Raw genomic sequence first — 23,144 nt, 5'->3', positions numbered from 1 at the left:
ACGGTACGTGGTCTGGACCAATATGGGAAGTGCCACTACGGAGAGTGGTGATTTTCCTGCGAACGGCCTAATACGTTCGACAGCGTTAGTCGTTCACTGGTCCGGTGCCGTTATCGGCGAGGTTCGTCCATTTCCCCGAGCCGGGCGATATTCGCGGATTCATCGGGATCCGGTGCGATACCGGAAAGGAACACGTCGGTGATTTCGACGGCCACATCGGGGGCGAGCCGTTTGAGGCTCAGCGCCAGCACATTGGCGTCGTTCCATTTCCGCGCGCCCGCGGCGATCCAGGTGTCCCAGGCCAGCGCCGCGCGGACACCGGGGACCTTGTTGGCCGCGATGGCCGTGCCCGTCCCCGTCCAGCACATGACGATGCCGTAGTCGGCCTCACCGTCGGCGACCGCCTTGCCCACCGCCGCGCCGAGCTCCGGCCAGGCTTCCGATGTCACCGGGAGGAGCACCTCGTGACCGGCTTCGGCGAGGAAGGCCCGGACGGCGTCCGTGGTCGAGTTCCGGTCGTCGGCCGCGAAGGCGATCTTCATGCCCGGATCGTACGCCGCGTCGACGGGTGACGAACCGGAACTCGTGGGAGGATCGCGACGTGGACTCGTCTGCCGAGGAGCGCCAGGTCCAGCGCGATCAGGAGATCGCGAGGAGGCGGATTCTCGACACCGCCGCCCGCCTCATCGGCGATGGCGGATTCGCCCGGCTCAAAATCGGCATGATCTGCGCCAGGACCGGCTATCCCAGCGGCGTCGTCTACCAGCTGTTCGGCTCGAAGGAGACGCTGGTGCAGCGGCTCGTCGAGTTCGCGGCGGAGAAGTTCGCCGACGCCTTCGGTGCCGCCGTCGCCACCAGGACCGGCGGTCTGACGCCCAGCCCGATGGACATGCTGCGTGCGCTGCTGGACATCTTCTTCGAGCTGCTCACCGACATGCCGCCGTTGAACCGGGCGTTCGTGGTGCTGTGGACGGACGCGACCGTCGGCGATCCGGCGGTGCGGTCGGCGATGACCGAGGCCGATCGCCGGTACCGGTTCGCCATCGCGCAGACCGTGGCCACCGGGATCGCGGACGGGTCCATCTCCGGCGTCCGTGACCCCGACGCCTACGCGACGGCGCTGGTCGGGCAGTTGCGGGGGATCGCCGTGGCCTCGATCATCGATCCGGGAGGCATCGACCTGCGCGCCGTCCGCGCGGAAATGGAATACGCCGTGGACCGGCTCGCGACCTAGACGTTCTTCGTCAGCGACGCCGCTCCAAAGGAGACGCTGAACCGTTCGCACCAGATGGTCACGCTCGAATAGCGCGCCAGATCGGTGCCCGCCGGCAGGGTGTAGTTCTGACTTCCCTTGTTCCCCTTGAGTTTCCCGGCGCTCACGTGCGCGCCGTTGTCGAACACGGACCAGCCGTCCTTGCCCGGCAGGACCGGCGCGTCGGTGAGCCAGACCCGCAGATCCGGGCCGTTGCTCGTGTCGAGGTTCTCCAAGCGCAGCACCAGTGATCCGTCGGCCGCGCGCAGGATCCGGACGCTGCCGCTGGTCGTGTGTTCGTGGCTGATCAGTTCGCCGGTCGCCACGACGGCGGGCTCTTTCGGGGCGGGAGCCGCGCTTGGGGGAGCTGCGCTTGCGGAAGCGGTGCTTTCGGAAGGCGCGGCCTGGACGGCGGGCAGCGCCTCCTGGACCGTCTCGTTCACCCAGAGCTTCCAAGGCTGGAACCAGTACAGCCCCGCCACCACCAGCACTACCAGTCCGGCCGCCAGGACGGTGAGCACCCGCTTGCGATTCATGGCGTCATTCAACCGCGAGCGGCGTCCGGAATGCCGGGTTGGCGCGATTACCGATCTCTTACGGCGGGTCAGCACCGTGCCCGGTCGTTGTGGTGAACGTTAGAGCTTATAAGCACAGTGAGCACTGCTCTTGTTAACGTCGGGCGGGGTCACGGCTGGGTTTCAGTGCCTTGACCGGGTTGGCGCCGCTTGACACGATTGCCGCTCTTAAAAGGGCATATCGGACGGAGGCCCCTCGATGGGTTCGGCGATGTTTTCCATCCTCCTGCCGGTAGCGCTGGCGCTGGTCATGTTCGGGCTGGGGCTGACCCTGACCGTCGGCGACTTCACCCGGGTGCTGAAATACCCGAAGGCGGCCGTCATCGCGCTGGTGTGTCAAATGATCTTGCTGCCCGCCATCTGTGTCGGCCTCATCCTGCTGTTCGGCCTCGACGGGGTGCTCGCGGTCGGGATGATGCTGCTCGTCGCCTCGCCCGGTGGGACCTCGGCGAACCTGTTCAGCCACCTGGCCGGCGGCGACGTCGCCCTCAACGTCACGCTCACGGCGATCAACTCCGTGCTGGCCGTGTTCACGCTGCCGCTGGTGGTCGGCCTGTCGATGGCCCAGTTCCTCGACGGCGACACTTCGGTCGGCCTTCAGCCGGCGAAGTTCGTGCAGGTGTTCGCGATCGTGCTGATCCCGGTCGTGCTCGGGATGGTGGTGCGGGCGCGGTTCACCGACTGGGCGGAGCGGATGCGCAAACCGGTCAAGATCGCCTCCGCCGTGGTGCTCGTGCTGGTGATCGCCGCCGCGATCGCGCAGGAATTCCAGACCCTGCTGGACAACATCGGGACGCTCGGACCGGTGGCGCTGGCACTGTCCGTGCTCAGCCTCGCGATCGGGTACTTCGTGCCACGTCTGTTCCGAGTGGACCGCGAGCAGTCGATCGCGTCCGCCATGGAGATCGGCATCCACAACGCCACCCTCGCGATCGCCGTGGCGATCTCGGTGCTCGGCGACGAGACGATGGCCGTACCCGCCGGGATCTACGGCGTGCTCATGTTCTTCCCCGCCGGGATCGCCGCCTTCCTGTTGTCCCGCAGCCCGGAACGCGCGCCGGTTTGAGTGCTGCCGCACGGAGGATTCTTTTCTGCTTGTCAAATGTGCCGTTCGAGGGCGGTGTGCCGGTAGACCGGTCCAGCTGTCGGGCCGTGTCCCTCACTGTGTGGATTTATAGAGGGTTAAGGCAAACGTGGTGGGTTCGGGCGGGGAAGGTGGCTTGGGTGACGTGGCGCCGTACTCGCGTGCTTAGAGCCGGATCTCGCGTGCTTGGAGGCGTAACACCCGAGTGCGGGGTCCAGGCACGCGAGATCCGTCTCTGAGCACGCGTGTCACGCCTTCGCCCTGCCCGCCACCCCGGCGAACAGGCCCGCCCGCAACCACGACACGTCGATCGACGCACACTCGCTCGCCAGGAAGTGTCCCTTGTGGACACTCAAAGCCCGAACTGAACGCAAGCGTCCCCGATGGCCTCATCCAGCACCGCGATCCCCTCCGCCAGTTCCTGTTCCGTCGCCGTCAACGGCGGAGCGATCCGGAACACCCCGCCCATCCCCGGCAGCTGCACGATGTTCATGTGCAGCCCCAATTCCAGGCATCGTCGCGTCACCAGCGCGCCCAGTTCGTCCGAACTCCGCTTCGTCTCGCGGTCCAGGACGAGTTCGACGCCGACCAGCAAGCCTCGCCCGCGGATGTCGCCGACGACGGGGTGCCGGGCGGCGAGGGTGTCGAGGCCCCGGCGAAGGAAGGCGCCCAGTTCGGTGGCGCGTTCGTCGAGGCGGTCGCGGGTGAGGACGTCGAGCACGGTGTTCCCGACGGCCGCCACCAGCGGGTCCGCGACGTGCGTGGTGAAGAACAGGTAGCCGCGGTCGTGTGCCTCCTGTTCGATCTCCGCGCTCGTGATCACCGCCGCCAGCGGGAGCCCAGCGCCCAGTGTCTTGGACAGGGTCAGGATGTCGGGGACGACGCCGTCGCGTTCGAAGGCGTACCAGTTTCCCGTGCGGCACAAGCCGGTCTGGGCTTCGTCGAGGATCAGCAGCATCCCGCGTTCCCGGCATTTTTCCCGCAGAGCGGCGAAATATCCCACAGGCGGCTCGACGATCCCGCCCGAGCTGAGGATCGGTTCGACGACGCACGCCGCGAGACTGCCGACGGATTGGGCGTCGATCATCTCGAACCCGAAGTCCAGTTGGCGCCGCCAGTCGAGTTCACCTTCACCGGTGAGGAAGTCCGGGCGGTAGGAATTCGGCGCGGGGATGGCGAAGTTGCCCGGCGCGGACGGGCCGTACCCTTTGCGGCCCGCGCTGTAGGTCGCGCTCGCCGCCGCGTGCGTCATCCCGTGCCACGACCGGGCGAACGACACGATCTCGTGGTTCCCCGTCACGAGTTTGGCCATCCGGATCGCGGCCTCGTTCGATTCCGCCCCGGTGGTCAGCAGCAGCGCTTTTTCCAGCGGTGACGGCAAAGTCTCGGCGAGCCGTCGGGCGAGGTCGACGACGGGGCGGCTCAGCATCCCGCTGAAGAGGTGGTCGAGTGAGCCGATCTGGCGTCGTACGGTGGCGACGATGTCGGGATGCGAATGGCCGAGGATCGCGCTCATCTGCCCGGACGTGAAGTCGAGGATCCGCCGTCCGGATTCGGTGAACAGATAGCTTCCGGCGGCATGGTCGATGATCTCGCGGGTGAAGTCGCCGGCCCCGGCGTAGCGCACGAGGTGCCGGTCGGCGTCGGCCCAGAAACGGTCCGCGGTGGTCAGGTCGGTCGTCGGAGCAGCCATGTCCCGAAGGTAAGGCGCGGCCGAGCGACACGTCCAGCTCACAATTCCGGCTGTGCTGTTCGGCTGATCCGTACAACAATGGTGCGATGCTCAACCCCTGGAGGCTCAGCCTGCTGAGCCGGCTGGACACCCTCGGCACCGTCCGCGCGGTCGCGAAGGCGGCCAACCTGAGCGCGTCCAGCGTGTCCCAGCAGCTGGCGGTCCTCGAGGCCGAAACGCGTACGCAGCTGCTGGAGCGCACCGGCCGTCGCGTCCGGCTGACCCCGGCCGGGCTGATGCTGGCCCGCCGGGCGAGAGCGATCCTCGATCACATGGAGACCGTCGAGGCCGAGTTGCGCAGCCTCGGCGAAGCACCGGCGGGGCTGGTCCGCCTCGGCGCCTTCCAGAGCGCGATCCACACCATCGCCGTCCCTGCGGTGACCCGGCTGGCCCGCTCGCATCCGCAACTGGACGTCGAACTGCTCGAACTCGAACCGCACGCCAGCCTGCCCGCGCTCCGGGTCGGCGACGCCGACGTCATCATCACCACCACGGATTTCGTCGAGCAGCCGCTGGGGCCGGACGTCGACCTCGTGCCGATCGCGACCGATCCGATCGTCCTGGTGGCCCCGCCCGGTCATCCGGCCGCCGGCCGGGGCCCCGCCGACCTTTCCGCCTACGCCAACGAACCCTGGGCGTTCGACATCCCTCAGTCGTACATGGCGAACCTCGCCACCCGGCTCTGCCGTGAAGCCGGGTTCGAGCCGCGGGTGGTGTGCCGGTTCAGCAATTACATGATGACGTTGCAGCACGTCGAGGCCGGGCTCGCCATCGCGTTGCTGCCCGGCCTCGCCGTCGACAAGCGCTACCGCGTCGCCACTCGCGAACTCGCGACGCCGGTCACCCGTTCCATCACCGCGGCGATCAGACGCGGGTCCGCGCCTCGCGCCGCTGTCGACGTGGTTCTCGAGGCGATCCGGAGTCATCCGGAACTGCCGCTGTGAACCCGTTCCGCCGGGCCAGCAGGACCACGGCCAGCGTCGGTACCAGCAACACCAGCACGCTCCAGGGGAACGACCCGGCGCCGAAGCCGTCGAGGAGGACGCCGCCGGCGATCCCGCCGCCCGCCATCGCGGCGTTCCACAGCGTGACGAGCATGGCCTGCGCGATGTCCGCCGCGCCGCCGTTGTCGCCCGCGCGCGCGGCGGCGGTCTGCAGCAGCGTCGGGACGCCGCCCCAGCCGACTCCCCACAACGTCACCGCGACAAAGACCAGTACCGGACTTTCGCCCAGTACAGCCAAAATTGTCGCGCCGAGGGCGAAGAGGACGGTGCTCGCGACGGTCAGGAAACGCAGCCGCCGGTCGATGAAGAGACCGACGATCCAGATACTGAGCATCGAAGCCAGACCGAATACCAGCAGGATCGCATCGACCGCGCCACCCATCGACACGGATTCGAGGAAAGTGGCGATGTAGGTGTAGAGGACGTTGTGCGCCAGCACGAAAGTCAGCGTCACGAAGAGAACCGCCGCCACGCCGGGCACGGCCAGGGTCGCCCGCACGGGGAGCCTGCCGCCCTTGTCCTGTCCCGGGAAGTCGGGGACGGCCAGCGCGATCCAGCCGAGCAGGCCGAGCGCGATCACCGACATGATCGAGAACGTCACCTGCCAGCCGAAGGCACCACCGAGGAACGTGCCCGCCGGGATGCCGAGCGAGAGTGCGAGCGGGATGCCGGTCATCACGACGGCGATCGCCTTGCCCTGCACCGGCTCCGGCGCCAGCCGCCGCGCGTAACCGGCCAGCAGCGCCCAGACGACACCCGCGGCGACACCGGCGACGAAGCGCGCGCCGAGGGTGAGCGGGTAGTTCGTGGACAGCGCCGTGACCGTGTTGGCGACCGCGAAACCGGCGACGCCGGTCAGCAGCAAGCGTTTGCGCCGCCAGCCGGACGTGGCCGCGGAAAGGGGGATCGCGGTGAGCGCGGTGCCGATCGCGTACACCGTCACGAGCTGTCCGGTCGCGGCTTCGCCCACGCCGAGACCGGCGCTCATCGCGGGAAGCACGCCCGCGGGCAGAGCTTCGGTGAGGACGGTGACGAACGCCGCGGTGGTGAGCGCGAGGAGCGCGCCGAGCGGGAGTTTCGGAGTCATGATCCGTATGCTCGAACCATCACATAGATGTGAAGGTCAAATCGGCCGGGGTGAGGTGGCGCACATGCGGATCGGAGAGCTGTCGGAGCGGACGGGGACATCGCGTCGTCTGCTGCGGTACTACGAAGAGCAGAGTCTCATCGTCTCGCGACGGCAGGCCAACGGCTACCGGGACTACGACGAGGCGTCGGTCGACAGAGTCATCCAGGTTCGCGGCCTGCTCGACGCCGGGCTGCCGACGCGGATCATCAAGCAGATCCTGCCGTGCCTGGACAAACCCCGGCAGATCTACTTTCCCGACGCGACCCCGGAAATGCTCGAAACCCTGGAGAGCGAACGCGACCGGATGACCCGGCGCGCCGAATGCCTGCTCCGTAACCGGGACGCCATCACCGAGTATCTCGACGCCGTCCGCGCCTACGACCCCGCCGTTTCTTGACGGACCACGGTTGATCGTTATTCTCAGCGAAAACGGTCAAACGAACAGGCGGGGCGATGCGAGAGCTGGGTGGCGACCGGCGCCGGAGGATTCTGGCGGCCGTCGAAGCGCGCGGAGAGGCGCGGGTGGCCGATCTCGCCGCCGAACTGGAGGTCTCCGTGGTCACGGTGCGCCGTGACGTCGAAGAACTCGCACGCGAGGGCAGGCTCCGGCGTGGGCACGGTGTGGCGAAGGCGTTGGTGCCGCATGCCGTGGCTGAACCGGCGCGCGAGGACGGCGGCGGCACGGTCGCGCTGGTGGTCCCGGAACGGCACGCGTACCTGAACGAGGCCGTGCACGGCGCGAGGTCCGCGCTCGAAGAGGCCGGGATGCGGGTGGTCCTGCACATCGCGCCCCGGATCGAAGGCGGCGCCGAACATTCGATCGTCGAGCGGGTGCTGGCGGACGACGTGCGTGGCCTGCTGATCGCGCCCCGCTGGCGCACCGTCGAAGCGGAAGAGGCGGACTACGGCTGGATCGCGGAAATGCCGGTGCCCACCGTCGTGATGGAGCGGCGGCCGCGCCCCGGCAGCGTCCTGCACGCGACGGATTCGGTCTGCACCGACCATTGGTACGGCGTCCATCTCGCGGTCGATCACCTCGTTTCCCTGGGGCACAAGCGGATCGTCCTCGCCGCCCGCGACGACAGCCCGACCGCGCGCGCCTTGCGGACGGCGTTCGCCGAAATCGCGGGCAGGCCGGAGATCGAAGAGACCGCCGTGATCCTCAGCGCCCCGGACGCCGGTCCCGAACATCCGGCGTCGCCGCGTGACGAGCGGGAACTCGCGGAATTCGTCGGCGAGCGCGGGTTCACCGGTGCCGTCCTGCACGGCGACGTCGACGCGTTGATGCTCGTCGAGAAGCTGGCCGAAGCCGGGCTCCACGTGCCGCAGGACTATTCGGTGGTGGCCTACGACGACGTCGTCGCGGCGCTCGGCAGCACTCCGCTCACCGCCGTCGCGCCGCCGAAGGCCGAGGTCGGACGGGTGGCCGCCGAGCAGCTGCTCCGTAGGCTGGCCGGCGGCGGGCGTCCTCAGCGCGTCCAGCTGATGCCGGAACTGAAGATCAGGGGCTCCACCAGGATGATCTGATCGTTTGACCGTGTTAACCGAAACTATTGACCGTAAAACGCTCAGGCGATCAGAATGCGCTATCCGAATCGCAGGAGGCATCGATGCCTGGTCGACCGAGCCGACGGTCCGTTCTCGCCGCGAGTTTCGCGCTCCCGCTCGGAGCGGCGCTAGGGGCCTGTACGTCGACGGCGGCGCCCACACCGGCCTCGGGACGGGCGACCAGGATCGTCTTCTGGTCCGCGCTGCGCGGTAGCCAGCAGGTCGTCGACGCGTTCAACAAGGCGCAGAACCGCATCCAGGTCGTCTTCCAGCAGATCCCGTCGGCCGACTTCGGCGGCTACGCGAAACTGAGCAACGCCGCCCGCGCGGGCAACGCGCCCGACATCGCCACGATCGAATACCCGCAGGTGCCCGGGTACGCGATCGACGGCGTGGCAAGGGATATCACCGATCTCGTCAGCGCTTCCCTTCGCGCGAAACTGCTGCCGCAGGCGCTGAACCTGACCACGTTCGCGGGCAGGGTGTTCACCATTCCGCTCGACATCGAGCCGATGGTCCTGCACTACCGCAAGGATTTGTTCGACGAGTTCGGCTTCGCGGTGCCGCGCACGTGGGACGACTACGCGGACTTGAGCCGCAAGGTACGCGAGAAGCTGCCCGCCGCGCGGGTGGGCGTGTTTCCCACGGACGGCGCGACGCAGTTCGCCGCGTTCTCCTGGCAGGCGGGCGCTCAGTGGTTCGACACTCGCGAAGGCGCGTGGAACGTCTCGATCGCCGACGCGCCGACCCGCAAGGTCGCGGACTATTGGCAACGCCTGATCGACGGCGGCGACGTGTTCGTCAACGCCGCCTCCGGCAGGCAGTACGACGCCCAGCTCGCCCAGAACCTGGTGCTCACCAAGCTCAGCGGCGCCTGGGACGCGGGTGCTCAGATGAAATCCCGGCCAGGCCAAAAAGGACGGTGGCGGATCGCGCCGATGCCCCAATGGGATCCGGCGAATCCGGCCGTCGGCACGCACGGTGGTTCTACGTTCGCCATCACCAAGGACAGCCAACACCCCGAAGCCGCCATGGAATTCATCGAATGGCAGGTCTCGCATCCCGACGCTCTGCGCGCCAGGCTCTCCAGCGGCGCCAGCAGCCAGTACCCGGTGGCACCCGCGCTCGTCGACGTCGGAAGGCAGGCTTTCGACCGCGCCTACTACGGCGGCCAGGACATCTACGGTCTTTTCTCCGAGGAAGCCGGCAAGGTCCGGGACGGCTGGACCTGGGGGCCGCGGATGACCGCGACCAACCGCGTCATGCAGGACGGTTTCGCGAAGGTGGCAGGCGGTGACAGGACGATCCTCGACGCCGTCCGCGACGCGCACGACGGCACGATGCCGGACCTGACGGCACTCGGCCTGGCCACCACCGAACACAGTTCCTGAACCGCCGAGAAGAGAAAGGTGGTGCCCCTGGCGATGACCGCGACCCTGTCCCCACCCGTCGCGCGGCCGCCCGCGAAGCCCGGGCCACGCGCGAAATCGCGACGCCGCGAGCATTTCGCCGCCGGTGTGCTGATGACCCCGTTCTTCGTCCTGCTCGTGACGATCTTCCTGATCCCGGTCGGCACCGCCGTCTGGCTGAGTTTCTTCGGCGACGACCAGCCCGGACTCGGTTTCGGCCCGGAAGCCACCGTGTTCGCCGGGTTCCGCAGCTACGCCGCCGTCCTGTCCGATCCCTCGTTCCTCAGTGGACTCGGCGTCGTCGTCCTGTACTGCTTGATCTATCTCCCGTTACTGGTCGTCGGCTCGCTCGTGCTGGCGCTGCTCCTGGATTCCGGCGCGGCGCGGCTGCGCGCATCGGCGCAGCTCGCGTTGTTCATGCCGCACGCCATTCCCGGCATCATCGCCGCGCTGATCTGGCTTTACCTCTACACACCGGGACTCAGCCCGGTGGTGGACCTGCTGGGCAAGGCCGACATCGAGGTGAACTTCCTCGGGGTGCACGGGGTCGTCCCGTCGATCGTGAACATCGCGCTGTGGAGCAACCTCGGCTACAACATGGTGGTCTTCTACGCCGCGCTGCAGGCGATCCCGCGTGAGGTGATCGAGGCCGCGGTGGTGGACGGCGCCGGTCCGGTCCGGACGGCGGTGCGGATCAAGGCACCGCTCATCCGGTCTTCGGTGGTCATGGTCGTGCTGTTCTCGCTGATCTGGGCACTGCAGCTGTTCACCGAACCGATGCTGCTCAGCCAGGCGACGCCGATGGTCGGCGCCCGCTTCTCGCCGAGCATGTACATCTACGACGCCGCGTTCACCCGCAACAACTACGGGCTCGCCGCGGCGGCGTCGGTGATCCTTCTGGCTTGCACGATCGCGTTGTCCTACGGCGTGACGCGCTGGTCCCACCGAGACCGGGGAGAGAACAGCTGATGACCGCTCCCGCCTTGAGGCCCCGTCTGCTGGGCCGGTCGGCCGTCAACGTCGTCGTCGGCGTCTCCGTGTTGTACACCGTGCTGCCGCTGCTGTGGCTGGTCCTCGCCGCGTCGAAGGATCGTGATGGGCTCTTCGGCAGTGATCTCTTCTCCGCCAAGGGTTTCTCGTTCATGCAGAACGTGGGCGATCTGTTCGCGATGGACGGCGGGATTTACGGCCGCTGGTACGCCAACAGCCTGCTCTACGCCGTCGTCGGCGCCGCGGTCAGCTCGCTGGTGAGTGTCGCCTGCGGGTACGCCTTCGACAAATACCAGTTCCGGCACAAGGAAAAACTCTTCGGTCTGGTATTGGCCGCGGTGATGGTGCCGCAGACGGTGCTCGCGCTGCCCCTGTACCTGATGGCCTCGGAAGCCGGCCTGGTCAACACCTTCTGGGCGGTGTTCATCCCGGTGCTGTTCAACCCGTTCGGGGTGTACCTCGGCCGGATCTTCAGTCAGGGCTACGTTCCCGCCGAGGTGCTGGAGGCCGCGCGGATCGACGGCGCGAGCGAGCTCAAGATGTACTGGAAGGTCGCCTTGCGCATGCTGGCGCCGGGGGTGGTCACCGTCTTCCTTTTCCAGCTCACCGCGATCTGGAACAACTTCTTCCTGCCGATGATCATGCTCTCGGACCAGAAGCTGTACCCGGTCAGCCTCGGTCTCTATTCGTGGAACAGTTCGGCGTCGGTCTCGCCCGAGTACTATCCGGTGGTGATCATGGGATCCCTGCTCGCCGTCGTGCCGTTGGTCCTCGCTTTCGCGTTGCTGCAACGGTTCTGGCGATCCGGGCTGACCGCGGGGGCGGTCAAGTGACCGTTCGCGCCGCGCTGGCGATGAGCAAGGAGGCCGCGGCCGCCGTGCTCACCCCCGCACCACTGGCCGAACTGGGCCGGGTCTGCGACCTCGTCGCGGATCCGGTGCTCGACGACTTCGCCACCCCCGAAGCGCTCGACGTGCTGCGGGACGTCGAGGTACTGGTCACCGGTTGGGGTTGCCCGCCGCTCAACGCCGCCGCGCTGGCGGCCGCACCACGTCTGCGCGCGGTCGTCCACACCGCCGGATCCGTGCACGGGCACGTCACCGGCGAATGCTGGGACCGGGGGATCGAAGTGTCGTCCGCGGCGTCGGCCAACGCGCTCCCGGTGGCCGAGTACACGGTGTCGATGATCCTCCTGACCGGCAAGCGCGTGTTCGAAAGCGCCCGTGACTACCGGAGGAACCGAGAGCGGAACGACTGGCTTTCCACGCCGCCGGACGTCGGTAATTTCGGCCGTATCGTGGGGATTCTGTCGGCGTCCCTGATCGGCCGCCGGGTGATCGACCTGCTGCGGCCGTTCGACCTCCGGATCCTGCTGCACGATCCCTACGTGACCGACGCGGACGCGGCGGCACTCGGCGTGGAGCGGGTCGGGCTCGGCGAGCTGTTCGCGCGCGGCGACGTCGTCAGCGTGCACACCCCGCTCCTGCCCGAGACCCGTGGCCTGGTCAGCCGGGCGCTGCTCACCGCGATGCGTCCCGACGCCGTCCTGATCAACACCGCGCGCGGGGCGGTCGTCGACCAGGACGCGCTCGCCGACGTCACCGCCGACGGCCGGATCAGGGCCGTCCTCGACGTCACCGATCCCGAGGTGCTGCCGCGAAACCATCCTTTGTGGACCATCGAGAACGTCTTGATCACCCCGCATCTGGCCGGCTCGCAGGGCAACGAATGGCGACGGCTGGCCGATCTCGCCGTCGCCGAGGTCGCACGCTGGGCTTCGGGTGAAGGCTTCGCCCATCCGGTCAAGCGCGAAAGGCTCGGAAGGATCGCATGAAGCTCCCCGCTGAAGACAGGGAACTGAGCCCGCACACCGGGTACACGCGGCGGCATTGGGAGGCGGCCGCGGACGGTCTGCTCGCGGCGGCGTGGCGCTGGGCGAGCCCGGGCGGCGCGTTCCTCGACCTGCCGGGGAGGCCGTCGCGCAGCGGCGTCCGCTCGGACGGACTAGAGGGCTACGCGCGCACCTTCCTCGCCGCGGCGTTCCGGGTGGCCGGTGCCAAGGGTGACGATCCGCACGGCTGGCTCGACCGCTACGCCGAGGGGATCACCGCGGGCACCCGCGATCCCGGCCGCGAGGACGCCGAATCGTGGCCGCTCATCCTGGACCACGACGTCCAGGGGCAGCCGATGGTGGAATCCGCGTCGGTCGCCCTGGGACTGCGACTGACCAAGGAATGGTTGTGGGACCGGCTCGACGTGGGCGTCCAGGACCGCGTCGAACACTGGCTGCGGGGCGCGCTGCGGCATGTGCCCGCGCCGAACAACTGGTACCTCTTCCCCTACGCGGTGGCGGGGTTCCTGGAGGCGGTCGGCCGGGGTGACACCGAAACCGCCCGTGCCCGCGAGCGGGCCCTGGCCTTGCTGGAGACCTGGTATCGCGGCGACGGCTGGTACGCGGACGGCGACGGACGCGCCTTCGATCAGTACAACGGCTGGGCCTTGCATCTGTATCCGGTGCTCGACGGCTATCTGGCGGGGGAGACGTCGGTCCACGGGCAACGGCTGCGCGAACATCTGGAGGGTTTCCGGCTGTTCTTCGGCGGCGACGGCGCACCTGTCTACTTCGGACGGTCGATGCTCTACCGGTTCGCCGCGACCTCGGCGATCGGCCTCGGAGCGCTCACCGGGCACACGCCGCTCGATCCCGGTGTCTCGCGGCGCCTGATGAGCGGCACGCTGAAGTATTTCCTCGATCGTGGTTCAGTGGGTGAAGACGGGCTGCTGAATCTCGGCTGGCACGGTCCGCACGACGCGTCGTTGCAGCACTACTCGGGGCCGGGCTCCCCGTATTGGGCGTCGAAGGCGTTCGTCTGCCTGCTGACCCCGCCGCGTGATCCTTTGTGGACAGCTGTCGAAGGCCGGGCGCCGAGCGAGGGACCGGATACGGTGCTGGCCGTGCCGTCCGCCGGGTTTCTGGTGCAGGCGACGCGGTCCGACGGGGTCGTCCGGCTGCACAACCACGGCAGCGACCACGTCCGCCCGTACGAGCCGGACTCCGCCGAGGACGAAGACCCGCTGTACGCGCGGCACGCCTACTCGACCAGGACGGGGCCGACGGCGACGGGCAACGTCCGGGACAACCATTTCGCCGTCGTCCTCGACGGCGTGCGGAGTGCCCGGCGCCGGATTCAGCCGCTCGGAGCCGGCAACGGGGACGGCTGGGGATGGGCGGCGTCATGGCACACGCCGGTCTTCGTGGCCGGGCCGCCGATGGTCCCCGGCCTGCGGGTCGAGAGCGTGACGGTCGCGCGAGGCCGGTACGAACTGCGGGCGCACCGCGTGCTCGGCGCGCCGCCCGGGGCCCAGGTCGAACTCACCGGCTGGGCGACCGATCCGGGCGAGTCGGTGCTGCGACCGCTGCTCGGCTGGACCGGGCAGGACGAACTCCGCGCGCCCCAGGGCACGGCTTTCACCCGGTGGGCCGTGGTCCCGCGGCTGACCGCGGACGCCGAAGGCAGCGGGATTTACGTCGCCCTCGCGTCTCTTTCCGCCGAACCGCCGGAGGACGTCGAGGTCGCCTCCGGGCCGGCCGGTTTCGAGGTCCGCTGGCCCGACGCCTTCGTCACCCGCGTCACCTTCGACCCGATCCAGGTGACCAACGCCTGACTCCCCGCGTTCAGTCCTCTGGATGCGGTACATGCACGTGCAACTACCGCATCTAGAGGACTAAACGCGGAAGTGTTGTGCCTTGTGGGGAAAGTCCCCTTCGTCTCCCGGCTACTTGACACCGTGAGAAAGCGCTTTCAAGATTGAGCGGCACCGGTCGAGGTCGCGCGCGGCCGCCACCAGGTTCTTGAGTCTCGACTGAGTCTCCACGCATGGAGAAAGCGCTTTCAAAGGAGAACGGATGACCACGCGGACACTCGGCGTCGTGATGAACGGCGTCACCGGGCGGATGGGCTACCGGCAGCACCTGGTGCGCTCGGTCCTGGCGATCAACGAGGCGGGCGGGGTGGAACTGTCCGACGGGTCACGGGTTCTGCTGGAGCCGGTCCTGGTGGGCCGCAACGCGGACAAGCTCGAAGAAATCGCCACGCGGCACGGGCTGACCCGCTGGACCACCGACCTCGACGCGGCGCTCGGCGACGACGACCTCCCGCTCTACTTCGACGCGCAGCTGACCGCCGTCCGGGAGAAGTCGATCGTCCGCGCCATCGACGCGGGCAGGCACATCTACACCGAGAAGCCGGTCGCCGAGTCGGTCGAAGGCGCGCTCGCCCTGGCGCGGCACGCGGAGGCGGCCGGGGTCAAGAACGGCGTCGTCCACGACAAGCTGTACCTGCCCGGCCTGCTCAAGCTGAAGCGGCTGCTCGACAGCGGCTTCTTCGGCCAGGTGCTCTCCGTGCGCGGCGAGTTCGGCTACTGGGTCTTCGAGGGCGACTGGCAGAGCGCTCAGCGCCCGAGCTGGAACTACCGTGCCGAAGACGGCGGCGGCATCGTCGTCGACATGTTCTGCCACTGGAACTACGTGCTGGAGAACCTCTTCGGCGCCGTCAACGCCGTGACCGCGAAGGCCGTCACCCACATCCCGGAGCGCGTCGACGAGAAGGGGGAGCGCTACACGGCCACCGCTGACGACGCCGCGTACGCGATCTTCGAGCTCGAAGGCGGCGTCATCGCCCAGCTCAACTCGTCCTGGTGCGTGCGGGTCCACCGCGACGAACTGGTGGAGTTCCAGGTCGACGGCACGCGCGGGAGCGCGGTCGCGGGTCTGCACCGGTGCGTCATCCAGCCGAGGGAGGCCACCCCGAAGCCGGTGTGGAACCCCGATCTGGCCGAGACCCGGTCGTACCGCGCCCAGTGGCAGGAGGTGCCGGACAACGAGGAGTTCGGCAACGGGTTCCGTGCCCAGTGGGAGCAGTTCATCCGGCACGTCGTCGAGGACGCGCCGCATCCCTACGACTTCATGGCGGGCGTCCGCGGCATCCGGCTCGCGGAGGCAGGCCTCGAGTCGTCACGGGAGAACCGCCGGATCTCGCTGGGCTAGCGGCCGAGGACGGCTTTCGGGTCTTCGGCGATCAGCACCGAGATCTCCCGGATCTTCCGGTTCGTGTGCTGTGACACCTCCGTGAGCCAGCTGAAAGCCTCGTCGGCGTTCAGCTCCAGACGTGCCATCACGATGCCCTTCGCGGTGGCGATGGCGTCCCTGGTCTCCAGCGCGGCGGCCAGGGTCTCCGCGTGCTTTTCGGCGGCGGCCCAGCGAGACGCGGTCAGGACGATCGCCGAGATCGCCGAGGTGAACATCGCGACCAGCGCCGATTCGACCGGGTCGAAGGCGTTGTCGGTGTAGCTCCAGATGTTGAGTGCGCCCGCCAGCGGCTCCGTTTCGCGCCGCCGGTAGCCGTGCCCGTCGTCGGGGAGGAACAACGGGCAGGCCAGCGCGGTCCGGACACCGAGTTGCTCGGCGGCGGCCGCGAAATCAGGCCAGCGAACGGACGCGGTCTCCAGCCGCGTCCGGACGATCGTCCCGGTTTGGGCCGCCGTCAAGCAGGGGCCTTCGTCCGCGCTGTACTGGGTCTTGTCCAGGGGGAGCAGGGACTCCTCGGTGGCGGCGACGGTGCTCGGTTCATCGTTCTCGTAGAGCGTGACGGTGGCCGCGTCCGCTTCGGGCAGCAGGTCGACCACCTTCTTCGCCACCCGCACCAGCAGCTCGTCGCGCGACTCGTCGAGCCGGATCGACTCGGTGAGCTCTCGCAACGCCGAGGTGGTGTCGCGAAACTGATCCATCATGTCCCTTTCCCACGGCCGGCCTGGTTGCGCCGACCTTCCGAACTTACTCGGTCCGGGCTCGGAGGCATTGGACGATTCGGACTAACCATCGGCCGGTGGCCGCCCGGCTCACTCGTCAACAGGCCCTCACCGCGGGAGAGGCCGGGAAGTCGCCGTTCGAACCGGGTGACCTGCGCGGTCGGGAGGGTGCCGGTCACTTCGGCCCGGTCGCCGCGGAGCACCGAGCCGGTGACGATCCCGCCTAGTTCGATCAGCCGGGACAGTGTCACATTCACCACATCGGTGGGTAGCTCCAGTTCGACACGGCTGATCGGTTCCAGCACCTCCGTCCCCGCCGCTTCCAGTGCCTCCCGCAACACGAGCGGAGCGACCTTGCGGAAGTCGCCCGCCGCGCTGACCGGGCTGAAGTAGCCGGTGTGGGTCACGGTCACCGCGCAGTCGACGACCTCCCGGCCGGACGGCCCCTGCCGCAGTGCCGCCTCGACCGCTTCCTCGACGGCCTTGTGGAAGGCGAGGGGGAGGGAGCCGAGTTCGACGTCGAGGCCGAAGGTCAGTCCCGAACCGGGAGCGCCGGGTCCCACACGGAGGCCGAGCGTCGCGAAGTACGGGTTCCGCGGCTCGGTGATCTCCCACAGTGAAGATCCGGTGCCGGTCGGCCGCTCGACACAGATCGTCCGCGTGGCGGCGAACCCGACGTCGAGGCCGTGCTCCCCGGCGAGCGTCTCCGCGATGATCTCCTTCTGCACCTCGCCGTAGAGCCGTACGGAGATCTGGCGGGTCTCGTCGTCCTGCCGGACGGAGATCAGCGGATCTTGTTCCGCCAGTTCCCGCAGCGCGGCGAAGACCACGGGCGTCTGCTCGGGCCGGGCGGGAACGACCACGGTTTCCAACGCGGGCGGCGGAAACCGGGCCGTTGTCCCTTCGGCGTCGAAGACACCGACCTGGTCGCCGATCCGGATTCCCTCGAGACCGGTGACCTTGGCGATCCGCCCGGCCCGGGCGCGGGCCTCCACGGTGCCGTCGCCGGCCTCGAAGACGCGCACCGCGCTCACCTTCGCCTCCGTCGTGACCGCACCGCCCGGTCCCCGGCGATGGAACCGGACGACGTCCCGCGCGCCGATCTCGCCGGAGAACACGCGGAGGTAGGTGATCTTCTCGTGCGCTCGGCCGCGTTCGATCTTGAACACGGTGGCCCGCAGCCGGTCGTCGATCGCGGGTCTCGCCGTTCCCGCGAGGAATTCGTGGATGCCGTCGGTCAGCTCGGCGATCCCCTCGCCGCTGTGCGCGGATCCGAAGAAGACCGGGGAGACGGCACCGAGCCGGGTCTGACGGACGACTTCGGCCCGGTAATCCTCGGCGGTCGGCGTGCCGTCGAGGTACGCGGTCAGGAAGTCGTCGCTGTGCCCGGCCAGCGTTTCGGCGAGCGCGGCCGACGGGGAGACCGGTCGCGGCCGGACCCTCGCGGCCGTCGTGCCGAGGTCGTCGACGTCGGACATCGGCACACACGCGACGCCGAGGCGTGCGGTGAGGTCGGCGAGGAGCCCGTCGTAGCGGGCGCCGGCGCGGTCGATCTTGTTGGCGAAGATCGCCACCGGGAGCCGCAGCCGGGTGAGGGCGCGCATGAGTACGCGGGTCTGGGCCTGCACCCCCTCGACGGCGGAAACGACGAGGACGACGGCGTCGAGCACCCGCAGCGCGCGCTCGACCTCGGCGATGAAGTCCGGGTGGCCGGGGGTGTCGATCAGGTTGACCCGCAGGTCACCGACGCGGAAGGCGACGACGGCCGAGCGGATGGTGATGCCGCGGCGGCGTTCCAGTTCCATCGTGTCGGTGCGCGTGTCCCCGGCGTCGACGCGGCCGAGGGTGCCGATGGCACCGGTGTGATGGAGCAGGCGCTCCGTCAGGCTCGTCTTACCGGCGTCGACATGGGCGAGAATTCCGATGTTCAGGTGCTCCATGGATGAACGGCTCCAGGGCTGTCGAAAGGTCCGTACGACTCGGGGACTCGACAGCGCACCGCACGCCGTTCTCCTTCTCTCGAAAACACCTGGTCGGGCCGGACGCTAGCAGCGTGCTTCCGGCCGGTCACGCGATTTACGACCGGCGCCGGTTCGGTGCCCCGGGCCGGATGCCGGTGTGAACGGGAGTCCACCGGGTATGTGGGAGCCACCCGAATCCCCCAACAGAGAGGTCCCTGTCGTGCGTGACGCCGGATATGACGCGGTGATCGTCGGAGCCGGGCCCGCCGGATTGAACGCCGCGCTGGTGCTCGGCCGGGCCCGGCGCAAGGCGCTGGTGATCGACGGCGGGGCGGGCCGTAATTCCTCGGCCATGGGGGTGCACGGCCTCCTGGCCTGCGACGGGATGACGCCGGACGCGTTGAGGACGGCCGGCCGTGAGCAACTGCGGGAATACCCGACGGTCCGCCTGTGCGAGGGCCGGGTCGGGTCCGTCCATGGCGACCACGGCGATTTCACCGTCGGGTTCGAGGACGGGCGTTCGGTGCACGCGCGCCGGATCGTGCTGGCCACCGGGGTGATCGAAGACCTGCCCGGAATCGCGGGGCTGGCCGAGCGCTGGGGAAAGAGCGTCCTCGGCTGCCCGTACTGCCACGCCTGGGAAGTCCGGGATCAACCTTTGGCCGTCCTGGCGACCGAGGGGCGGCAGGACGTGTTGTTCGCCGCTCAGCTGACCGGATGGAGTTCGGAAGTCACGTTGTGCACCAACGGAATCCCGTTGTCCGCCGAGGATGAGGCCATCCTGGGCAAACGTGCCGTCCGGGTACGCACGGAACCGGTGCGCGGTGTGGAAGGACCCGGCGACGCGGTCGAACGGGTCACGTTCCGCGACAACGAGCCGGTGGAGTGCGTGGCGGTGTTCCTGCACGCCACCACGCGACAGGCCGACCCGCTCGCCGAGAAACTGGGCTGTGTGCTGCTGGACGACGGCAGTGTCCGAGTCGATGACGTCGGATCCACCGGCGTACCGGGGGTGTTCGCCATCGGTGACCTGGCGCGCCGGGAATCGAGCCCGCCGGGCATGACGTTCGTGGTGACCGCGGCCGCCAGGGGGTTCGTGACGGCCACCGCGGTCGATCACGAACTGTTCATGGAGGATCTGGAGTGACGTGATTGCTGAAGTGCGGAATCCGTGCTTCACTCCTTGCGTGCCGTACCGACGTACCCCGAAGACGCAGGCCAGGCTGGACTCCCAGCGCGGGGAAATCCTGGCCGCCGCCATCGCGTTGCTGGCCGAAACCGGCTACGCGGGATGCTCCATGGCCGCGGTCGCCGCGCGGGCCGGCGTCGGCACCGGCAGCGTGTACCGGCAGTTCCCCTCCAAAGCCGAACTGGTCGTCGAGGTCTTCCGCGAAGTGGTCTCCCGGGAGGTCACCGCCGTCGAGGCCGCCGCGTCCCGGGGCGACGTCCGGGAACGGGTGGTCGCGGTGATCGAGACGTTCGCCGGACGGGCGTTGAAGGCGCCGCGGCTGGCGTACGCGTTGCTTGCCGAGCCCGTCGACGCCGTGGTGGAGGCCGAACGGCTGGTGTTCCGCCGCGCGTTCCGCGAGGTCATCGCCAGGAACATCGCCGACGGCGTCGCCAAGGGACTGCTGCCTTCGCAGGACGCGGAGGCGACCGCCGCGGCGCTGGTCGGCGCTGGTGCCGAAATGCTGGTCGGCCCGCTGGCCGGGGACGGCGGCCCGGACACGATCCCGCACCTGGTCACGTTCACCCTCCGTGCGCTCGGAGGCTCCGATGGCCTTTGAGACGCTCACTTATCGCGTCGAAGACCGGAAGGCCTACCTGACGTTGAACCGCCCCGAGCGGCTCAACGCGATCAACGACGTCATGCCCGGCGAGATCCGCCAAGCCGTGGAGCGGGCGAACGAGGACGACGCGGTCCGGGTCGTCGTGGTGCGCGGCGAGGGCCGGTCGTTCTGCGCCGGATACGACCTCAAGCAGTTCGCCGAGGGAGACCGCGAAGGCCGCTGGAATCAAGGCCCGGTCTGGGATCCGATCAAGGACTACCGGGTGATGAAGCGCAACACCGACGACTTCTTCAGCCTGTGGCGGTCGCTGAAACCCACGATCTGCCAGGTTCAGGGACACGCGATCGCCGGCGGCAGCGACATCGCGCTCTCGTGCGACATGCTGATCATGGCGTCCGACGCGCGCATCGGTTATCCGCCCGCGCGGGTGTGGGGCTGCCCGACGACCGCGATGTGGGTCTACCGTGTCGGTGCCCAGCGCGCGAAGCGGATGCTGCTCACCGGCGACACCATCGACGGCACCACCGCGGCGGACTGGGGACTCGCGCTCGACGCGGTGGAACCCGATCGGCTCGAAGCCGCCGTCGAAGAACTCGCCGACCGGATGGCGGGCGTGCCGACGAACCAGCTGGTGATGCAGAAGCTGATGATCAACCAGGCCTACGACAACATGGGCCTCTCCGGCACCCAGACCCTCGCGACCCTCTTCGACGGCATCACCCGGCACACCCCGGAAGGCCGCTGGTTCCGCGAGTTCGCCGAACGCGACGGTTTCCACGAGGCGGTGGCCTACCGCGATTCCGGACAGGTCATCCCGGACGGCGGCGGACCGCTGCCGGACAGCATCGATTCGAGGAGGTCGTCATGACCGCGAACACCGAAAGCGAACGGGTCGCCGAACGCCTGCAGCGTTCCTCCGCGCGGCTTTCCTACGACCCGGACGTCGACGTCGACTGGCTGGCGCCTCTGGTCGAGGGCGCGTACGGCAAGGCACCGGAACGCTGTTCCTTGTACGGCACCGAATTGTGGGAACGCCTCGACGAAGACCAACGCGGCGAACTGAGCCGCCAGGAGGCCGCGGCCGCGGCGGCGTCGGGTATCTGGTTCGAGCTGATCCTGATGCAAGGCCTGGTACGCCACGTGTACAACAGCGACCCGACGACGCACAACGCCCAATACGCGCTCACCGAGATCGCCGACGAATGCCGTCACAGCACCATGTTCGCCCGCTCGATCGCGAAGACCGGCGGCGTCGTCCGGCGCCCGAGCCGCTCGGCGCACCGGGCGGGCAAGGTCTTCGGCGCGATCTGCGGCCCGGCGCTGCTGTTCGCCGGAGCCATCTACGTCGAAGAACTCGCCGACGGCATGCAGCGCGAGATGATGCGCGATCCCAGCCTCCAGCCGATGATCCGGATGATCTCCCGCATCCACGTCATCGAAGAGGCGCGCCACATCAGCTTCGCCAAGGACGAACTGGCCCGGGCCTGGGCCCGCCACGGCCGCGTCGGCCGCGAACTGATCCGATGGACGATCGCCGCGATGGCCTACGTCGCGACATCGGAGTTGTTGCACCCCAAGGCATACACCTCGGTCGGACTGGACCCTCGCGAAGCCAGGAAGGTCGCCGCGGCGAACCCGCACTGGCGCCGGACCAAAGCGACGTGGGCGGCCAAGGCCGTCGACCACTTCACCGAAATCGGCCTCATCGGCGGCCCCAGCCGTCGGCTGTGGCGCCGCGCCGGCGTCCTCGACTGAACGAAAACCCAGGAAGGTAACCCCATGTCCGCACGTACCGGCCAGGTCCTCGGCCTCACCATCGCCGCGACCGGTCTCGCCCACTTCGCCGCCCCGGCGGCCTTCGAACCCGTGACACGGATGGCCTTCGCCGACGACGTCCGCAACTGGACCTATCGCAACGGCGCCACGGAACTCGCCATCGGACTGGCGATCGCGGCGCGGCCCACGCGCAAGGCCGGGGCGGCCGGGCTGGCCGTTTACGCCGGGTGGCTGGCGAAGCGAGTGCTCTCCCGGCGTTGAGCCGTCGGTCCAGGTGGTCGTGAGTGGCGATTCGGGTTCTAACCCGAATCGCCACTCACGACGTCAGCCGGTGACGTCGAGGTGGGCCTTGGCCGGGGTGGGAGTGGGGGCCTTGCCGTCGGCGGTGGGCTTGTCGCCTGCGGGCTTCGTGGTGGCCGAGGTCGCCGGGGCGCTCGGCTTGGAGGTCGTCGGCTTACCGGTCGACGGTTTACCCGTGGTCGGCTCGGTGGTGGAGCCGCCACCGTCGCCCGCGGCGCAGGTCACCGAGGCGAGGTCGAGCGTCTGAACGCCGTCGACACTGATCGACAGCGCGGTGACGGTGAACGAGCCGTCCTTGTGCTTGACCTGCTTGTTCAGCGTGACAGAGGCCAGCCCCTGGACGCCGACGGCGGTGTTCGGTGCGGCGGCGACGTCGAGCTTGGTGGCGCCGATGCTCGCCTTGGCGAGCGACGAAGTGCCCTTGCCGTTCTTGCACTCCGCTTCGATGGCCGACGCGCTGACCAGCGGTTTGCCCTGCTTGCCGATGAGCCCGCCGAGGTTCACGCTGACTTCCTTGATGCTGGCCTTGGCCCGGTCCTCACTCGCCCGCGCGTTGAGCAGGTTGAGCTTGACCAGCTGCAGCGGCAGGGAGAACTCCGCGAGCGACTTCTGCTGGAAGCCGTCCGAGCCGTCGACCGCGGGGACCGGGTCGATCTTCAGCAGACCGGAGGCGGACAACGCGAACGCCGAGCTGCCGTGGCCGGTGGCGCCTGCCGCGGGCGCGATGGCGGTGAGCGCCACCACGCTGAGGGCGACTCCGCCGACGAGAGCTTTTCTGGTGAACAA

General features: G+C 68.7%; 23 protein-coding genes. 16 read left to right on the top strand and 7 right to left on the bottom strand.

The window, feature by feature from the left end:
- Window positions 1-110: 110 nt before the first annotated feature.
- Entirely contained in the window at window positions 111-542 is a 432-nt protein-coding gene (locus ACZ54P_RS10905) for an RpiB/LacA/LacB family sugar-phosphate isomerase (protein WP_037304530.1), read from the bottom strand.
- A gap of 59 nt (window positions 543-601) precedes the next feature.
- Here ACZ54P_RS10905 and ACZ54P_RS10900 point away from each other — a divergent pair, with 59 nt between their 5' ends.
- Window positions 602-1,234: a TetR/AcrR family transcriptional regulator gene (locus ACZ54P_RS10900; RefSeq protein WP_465461310.1), complete on the top strand. Its 633-nt coding sequence runs from the start codon at window positions 602-604 to the stop codon at window positions 1,232-1,234.
- Here ACZ54P_RS10900 and ACZ54P_RS10895 read toward each other — a convergent pair.
- Entirely contained in the window at window positions 1,231-1,788 is a 558-nt protein-coding gene (locus ACZ54P_RS10895) for a DM13 domain-containing protein (RefSeq protein ID WP_465461309.1), read from the bottom strand. The genes ACZ54P_RS10900 and ACZ54P_RS10895 overlap by 4 nt on opposite strands.
- Before the next feature lie 250 nt (window positions 1,789-2,038).
- Between ACZ54P_RS10895 and ACZ54P_RS10890 the strand changes: the two genes are divergently transcribed.
- Window positions 2,039-2,893: a bile acid:sodium symporter family protein gene (locus ACZ54P_RS10890; RefSeq protein ID WP_465461308.1), complete on the top strand. Its 855-nt coding sequence runs from the start codon at window positions 2,039-2,041 to the stop codon at window positions 2,891-2,893.
- Window positions 2,894-3,263: 370 nt separating this feature from the next.
- Here the strand turns inward: ACZ54P_RS10890 and ACZ54P_RS10885 are convergent, their stop codons facing one another.
- A complete protein-coding gene (locus ACZ54P_RS10885) occupies window positions 3,264-4,604 on the bottom strand; it encodes an aspartate aminotransferase family protein (protein WP_465461307.1) in 1,341 nt (446 codons plus the stop codon).
- Window positions 4,605-4,690: 86 nt separating this feature from the next.
- Between ACZ54P_RS10885 and ACZ54P_RS10880 the strand changes: the two genes are divergently transcribed.
- The gene (locus ACZ54P_RS10880; protein ID WP_465461306.1) at window positions 4,691-5,587 is read left to right on the top strand and encodes a LysR family transcriptional regulator; all 897 of its coding nucleotides are present in this window, start codon (window positions 4,691-4,693) and stop codon (window positions 5,585-5,587) included.
- On the opposite strand, the gene ACZ54P_RS10875 is transcribed toward ACZ54P_RS10880, so the two are convergent.
- The gene (locus ACZ54P_RS10875) at window positions 5,508-6,734 is read right to left on the bottom strand and encodes an MFS transporter (RefSeq protein ID WP_465461305.1); all 1,227 of its coding nucleotides are present in this window, start codon (window positions 6,732-6,734) and stop codon (window positions 5,508-5,510) included. The two genes, ACZ54P_RS10880 and ACZ54P_RS10875, sit on opposite strands and share 80 nt — an antisense overlap.
- 64 nt (window positions 6,735-6,798) lie before the next feature.
- On the opposite strand from ACZ54P_RS10875, the gene ACZ54P_RS10870 reads away from it, so the two are divergent.
- From ACZ54P_RS10870 to ACZ54P_RS10835, 8 genes are all read left to right on the top strand, one after another.
- Window positions 6,799-7,173 (top strand): MerR family transcriptional regulator, encoded by a 375-nt coding sequence (locus tag ACZ54P_RS10870; RefSeq protein ID WP_465461304.1) that lies wholly within the window; start codon window positions 6,799-6,801, stop codon window positions 7,171-7,173.
- Window positions 7,174-7,229: 56 nt separating this feature from the next.
- The gene (locus ACZ54P_RS10865) at window positions 7,230-8,303 is read left to right on the top strand and encodes a substrate-binding domain-containing protein (protein ID WP_465461303.1); all 1,074 of its coding nucleotides are present in this window, start codon (window positions 7,230-7,232) and stop codon (window positions 8,301-8,303) included.
- Between the two features lie 83 nt (window positions 8,304-8,386).
- Window positions 8,387-9,715, top strand: a complete 1,329-nt coding sequence (locus ACZ54P_RS10860; RefSeq protein ID WP_465461302.1) for an ABC transporter substrate-binding protein — start codon at window positions 8,387-8,389, stop codon at window positions 9,713-9,715.
- Window positions 9,716-9,748: 33 nt separating this feature from the next.
- Window positions 9,749-10,702, top strand: coding sequence for a carbohydrate ABC transporter permease (locus ACZ54P_RS10855; protein ID WP_465461301.1), 954 nt, complete (start codon window positions 9,749-9,751; stop codon window positions 10,700-10,702).
- Window positions 10,702-11,556 carry a carbohydrate ABC transporter permease gene (locus tag ACZ54P_RS10850; RefSeq protein WP_465461300.1) on the top strand — a complete coding sequence of 285 codons (855 nt, stop codon included), beginning with the start codon at window positions 10,702-10,704 and terminating at the stop codon, window positions 11,554-11,556. The genes ACZ54P_RS10855 and ACZ54P_RS10850 overlap by 1 nt, the downstream gene beginning before the upstream one ends.
- Window positions 11,553-12,557 (top strand): hydroxyacid dehydrogenase, encoded by a 1,005-nt coding sequence (locus ACZ54P_RS10845; RefSeq protein WP_465461299.1) that lies wholly within the window; start codon window positions 11,553-11,555, stop codon window positions 12,555-12,557. Before ACZ54P_RS10850 ends, ACZ54P_RS10845 begins: the two co-directional genes overlap by 4 nt.
- Window positions 12,554-14,389, top strand: coding sequence for a DUF2264 domain-containing protein (locus ACZ54P_RS10840; protein ID WP_465461298.1), 1,836 nt, complete (start codon window positions 12,554-12,556; stop codon window positions 14,387-14,389). The genes ACZ54P_RS10845 and ACZ54P_RS10840 overlap by 4 nt, the downstream gene beginning before the upstream one ends.
- Before the next feature lie 241 nt (window positions 14,390-14,630).
- Entirely contained in the window at window positions 14,631-15,770 is a 1,140-nt protein-coding gene (locus ACZ54P_RS10835; protein WP_465461297.1) for a Gfo/Idh/MocA family protein, read from the top strand.
- On the opposite strand, the gene ACZ54P_RS10830 is transcribed toward ACZ54P_RS10835, so the two are convergent.
- Both ACZ54P_RS10830 and ACZ54P_RS10825 read right to left on the bottom strand, forming a co-directional pair.
- A complete protein-coding gene (locus ACZ54P_RS10830) occupies window positions 15,767-16,510 on the bottom strand; it encodes a GAF and ANTAR domain-containing protein (RefSeq protein ID WP_465461456.1) in 744 nt (247 codons plus the stop codon). The two genes, ACZ54P_RS10835 and ACZ54P_RS10830, sit on opposite strands and share 4 nt — an antisense overlap.
- Complete coding sequence (locus ACZ54P_RS10825) at window positions 16,510-18,471, bottom strand: GTP-binding protein (protein WP_465461296.1); 1,962 nt, start codon at window positions 18,469-18,471, stop codon at window positions 16,510-16,512. Before ACZ54P_RS10825 ends, ACZ54P_RS10830 begins: the two co-directional genes overlap by 1 nt.
- Window positions 18,472-18,712: 241 nt before the next feature.
- Between ACZ54P_RS10825 and ACZ54P_RS10820 the strand changes: the two genes are divergently transcribed.
- Genes ACZ54P_RS10820 through ACZ54P_RS10800 form a run of 5 tightly spaced genes read left to right on the top strand, consistent with a single transcriptional unit; the run spans window position 18,713 to window position 22,319 of the window.
- The gene (locus ACZ54P_RS10820; protein WP_465461295.1) at window positions 18,713-19,639 is read left to right on the top strand and encodes an NAD(P)/FAD-dependent oxidoreductase; all 927 of its coding nucleotides are present in this window, start codon (window positions 18,713-18,715) and stop codon (window positions 19,637-19,639) included.
- A gap of 40 nt (window positions 19,640-19,679) precedes the next feature.
- Entirely contained in the window at window positions 19,680-20,279 is a 600-nt protein-coding gene (locus ACZ54P_RS10815; protein WP_465461294.1) for a TetR/AcrR family transcriptional regulator, read from the top strand.
- Window positions 20,269-21,150 (top strand): crotonase/enoyl-CoA hydratase family protein, encoded by an 882-nt coding sequence (locus tag ACZ54P_RS10810; RefSeq protein ID WP_465461293.1) that lies wholly within the window; start codon window positions 20,269-20,271, stop codon window positions 21,148-21,150. The genes ACZ54P_RS10815 and ACZ54P_RS10810 overlap by 11 nt, the downstream gene beginning before the upstream one ends.
- The gene (locus tag ACZ54P_RS10805) at window positions 21,147-22,037 is read left to right on the top strand and encodes an AurF N-oxygenase family protein (protein WP_465461292.1); all 891 of its coding nucleotides are present in this window, start codon (window positions 21,147-21,149) and stop codon (window positions 22,035-22,037) included. Before ACZ54P_RS10810 ends, ACZ54P_RS10805 begins: the two co-directional genes overlap by 4 nt.
- A gap of 24 nt (window positions 22,038-22,061) precedes the next feature.
- On the top strand, window positions 22,062-22,319 hold the full coding sequence (locus tag ACZ54P_RS10800; RefSeq protein WP_061982166.1) for a hypothetical protein: 258 nt from the start codon (window positions 22,062-22,064) through the stop codon (window positions 22,317-22,319).
- A gap of 63 nt (window positions 22,320-22,382) precedes the next feature.
- Here the strand turns inward: ACZ54P_RS10800 and ACZ54P_RS10795 are convergent, their stop codons facing one another.
- Window positions 22,383-23,144, bottom strand: a complete 762-nt coding sequence (locus ACZ54P_RS10795; RefSeq protein WP_465461291.1) for a choice-of-anchor P family protein — start codon at window positions 23,142-23,144, stop codon at window positions 22,383-22,385.

This window comes from Amycolatopsis sp. NPDC034160, assembly GCF_055575355.1.
This window is presented reverse-complemented; position numbering and strand designations above follow the sequence as displayed.

What these genes read in the sequence shown, in the direction of transcription:
- ACZ54P_RS10905 (WP_037304530.1), bottom strand. Translation starts at nt 542, where the DNA reads ATGAAGATCGCCTTCGCGGCCGACGACCGGAACTCGACCACGGACGCC.
- ACZ54P_RS10895 (WP_465461309.1), bottom strand. Translation starts at nt 1,788, where the DNA reads ATGAATCGCAAGCGGGTGCTCACCGTCCTGGCGGCCGGACTGGTAGTG.
- ACZ54P_RS10890 (WP_465461308.1), top strand. Translation starts at nt 2,039, where the DNA reads ATGTTTTCCATCCTCCTGCCGGTAGCGCTGGCGCTGGTCATGTTCGGG.
- ACZ54P_RS10885 (WP_465461307.1), bottom strand. Translation starts at nt 4,604, where the DNA reads ATGGCTGCTCCGACGACCGACCTGACCACCGCGGACCGTTTCTGGGCC.
- ACZ54P_RS10880 (WP_465461306.1), top strand. Translation starts at nt 4,691, where the DNA reads ATGCTCAACCCCTGGAGGCTCAGCCTGCTGAGCCGGCTGGACACCCTC.
- ACZ54P_RS10875 (WP_465461305.1), bottom strand. Translation starts at nt 6,734, where the DNA reads ATGACTCCGAAACTCCCGCTCGGCGCGCTCCTCGCGCTCACCACCGCG.
- ACZ54P_RS10870 (WP_465461304.1), top strand. Translation starts at nt 6,799, where the DNA reads ATGCGGATCGGAGAGCTGTCGGAGCGGACGGGGACATCGCGTCGTCTG.
- ACZ54P_RS10865 (WP_465461303.1), top strand. Translation starts at nt 7,230, where the DNA reads ATGCGAGAGCTGGGTGGCGACCGGCGCCGGAGGATTCTGGCGGCCGTC.
- ACZ54P_RS10860 (WP_465461302.1), top strand. Translation starts at nt 8,387, where the DNA reads ATGCCTGGTCGACCGAGCCGACGGTCCGTTCTCGCCGCGAGTTTCGCG.
- ACZ54P_RS10855 (WP_465461301.1), top strand. Translation starts at nt 9,749, where the DNA reads ATGACCGCGACCCTGTCCCCACCCGTCGCGCGGCCGCCCGCGAAGCCC.
- ACZ54P_RS10850 (WP_465461300.1), top strand. Translation starts at nt 10,702, where the DNA reads ATGACCGCTCCCGCCTTGAGGCCCCGTCTGCTGGGCCGGTCGGCCGTC.
- ACZ54P_RS10840 (WP_465461298.1), top strand. Translation starts at nt 12,554, where the DNA reads ATGAAGCTCCCCGCTGAAGACAGGGAACTGAGCCCGCACACCGGGTAC.
- ACZ54P_RS10835 (WP_465461297.1), top strand. Translation starts at nt 14,631, where the DNA reads ATGACCACGCGGACACTCGGCGTCGTGATGAACGGCGTCACCGGGCGG.
- ACZ54P_RS10830 (WP_465461456.1), bottom strand. Translation starts at nt 16,510, where the DNA reads ATGGATCAGTTTCGCGACACCACCTCGGCGTTGCGAGAGCTCACCGAG.
- ACZ54P_RS10825 (WP_465461296.1), bottom strand. Translation starts at nt 18,471, where the DNA reads ATGGAGCACCTGAACATCGGAATTCTCGCCCATGTCGACGCCGGTAAG.
- ACZ54P_RS10810 (WP_465461293.1), top strand. Translation starts at nt 20,269, where the DNA reads ATGGCCTTTGAGACGCTCACTTATCGCGTCGAAGACCGGAAGGCCTAC.
- ACZ54P_RS10805 (WP_465461292.1), top strand. Translation starts at nt 21,147, where the DNA reads ATGACCGCGAACACCGAAAGCGAACGGGTCGCCGAACGCCTGCAGCGT.
- ACZ54P_RS10800 (WP_061982166.1), top strand. Translation starts at nt 22,062, where the DNA reads ATGTCCGCACGTACCGGCCAGGTCCTCGGCCTCACCATCGCCGCGACC.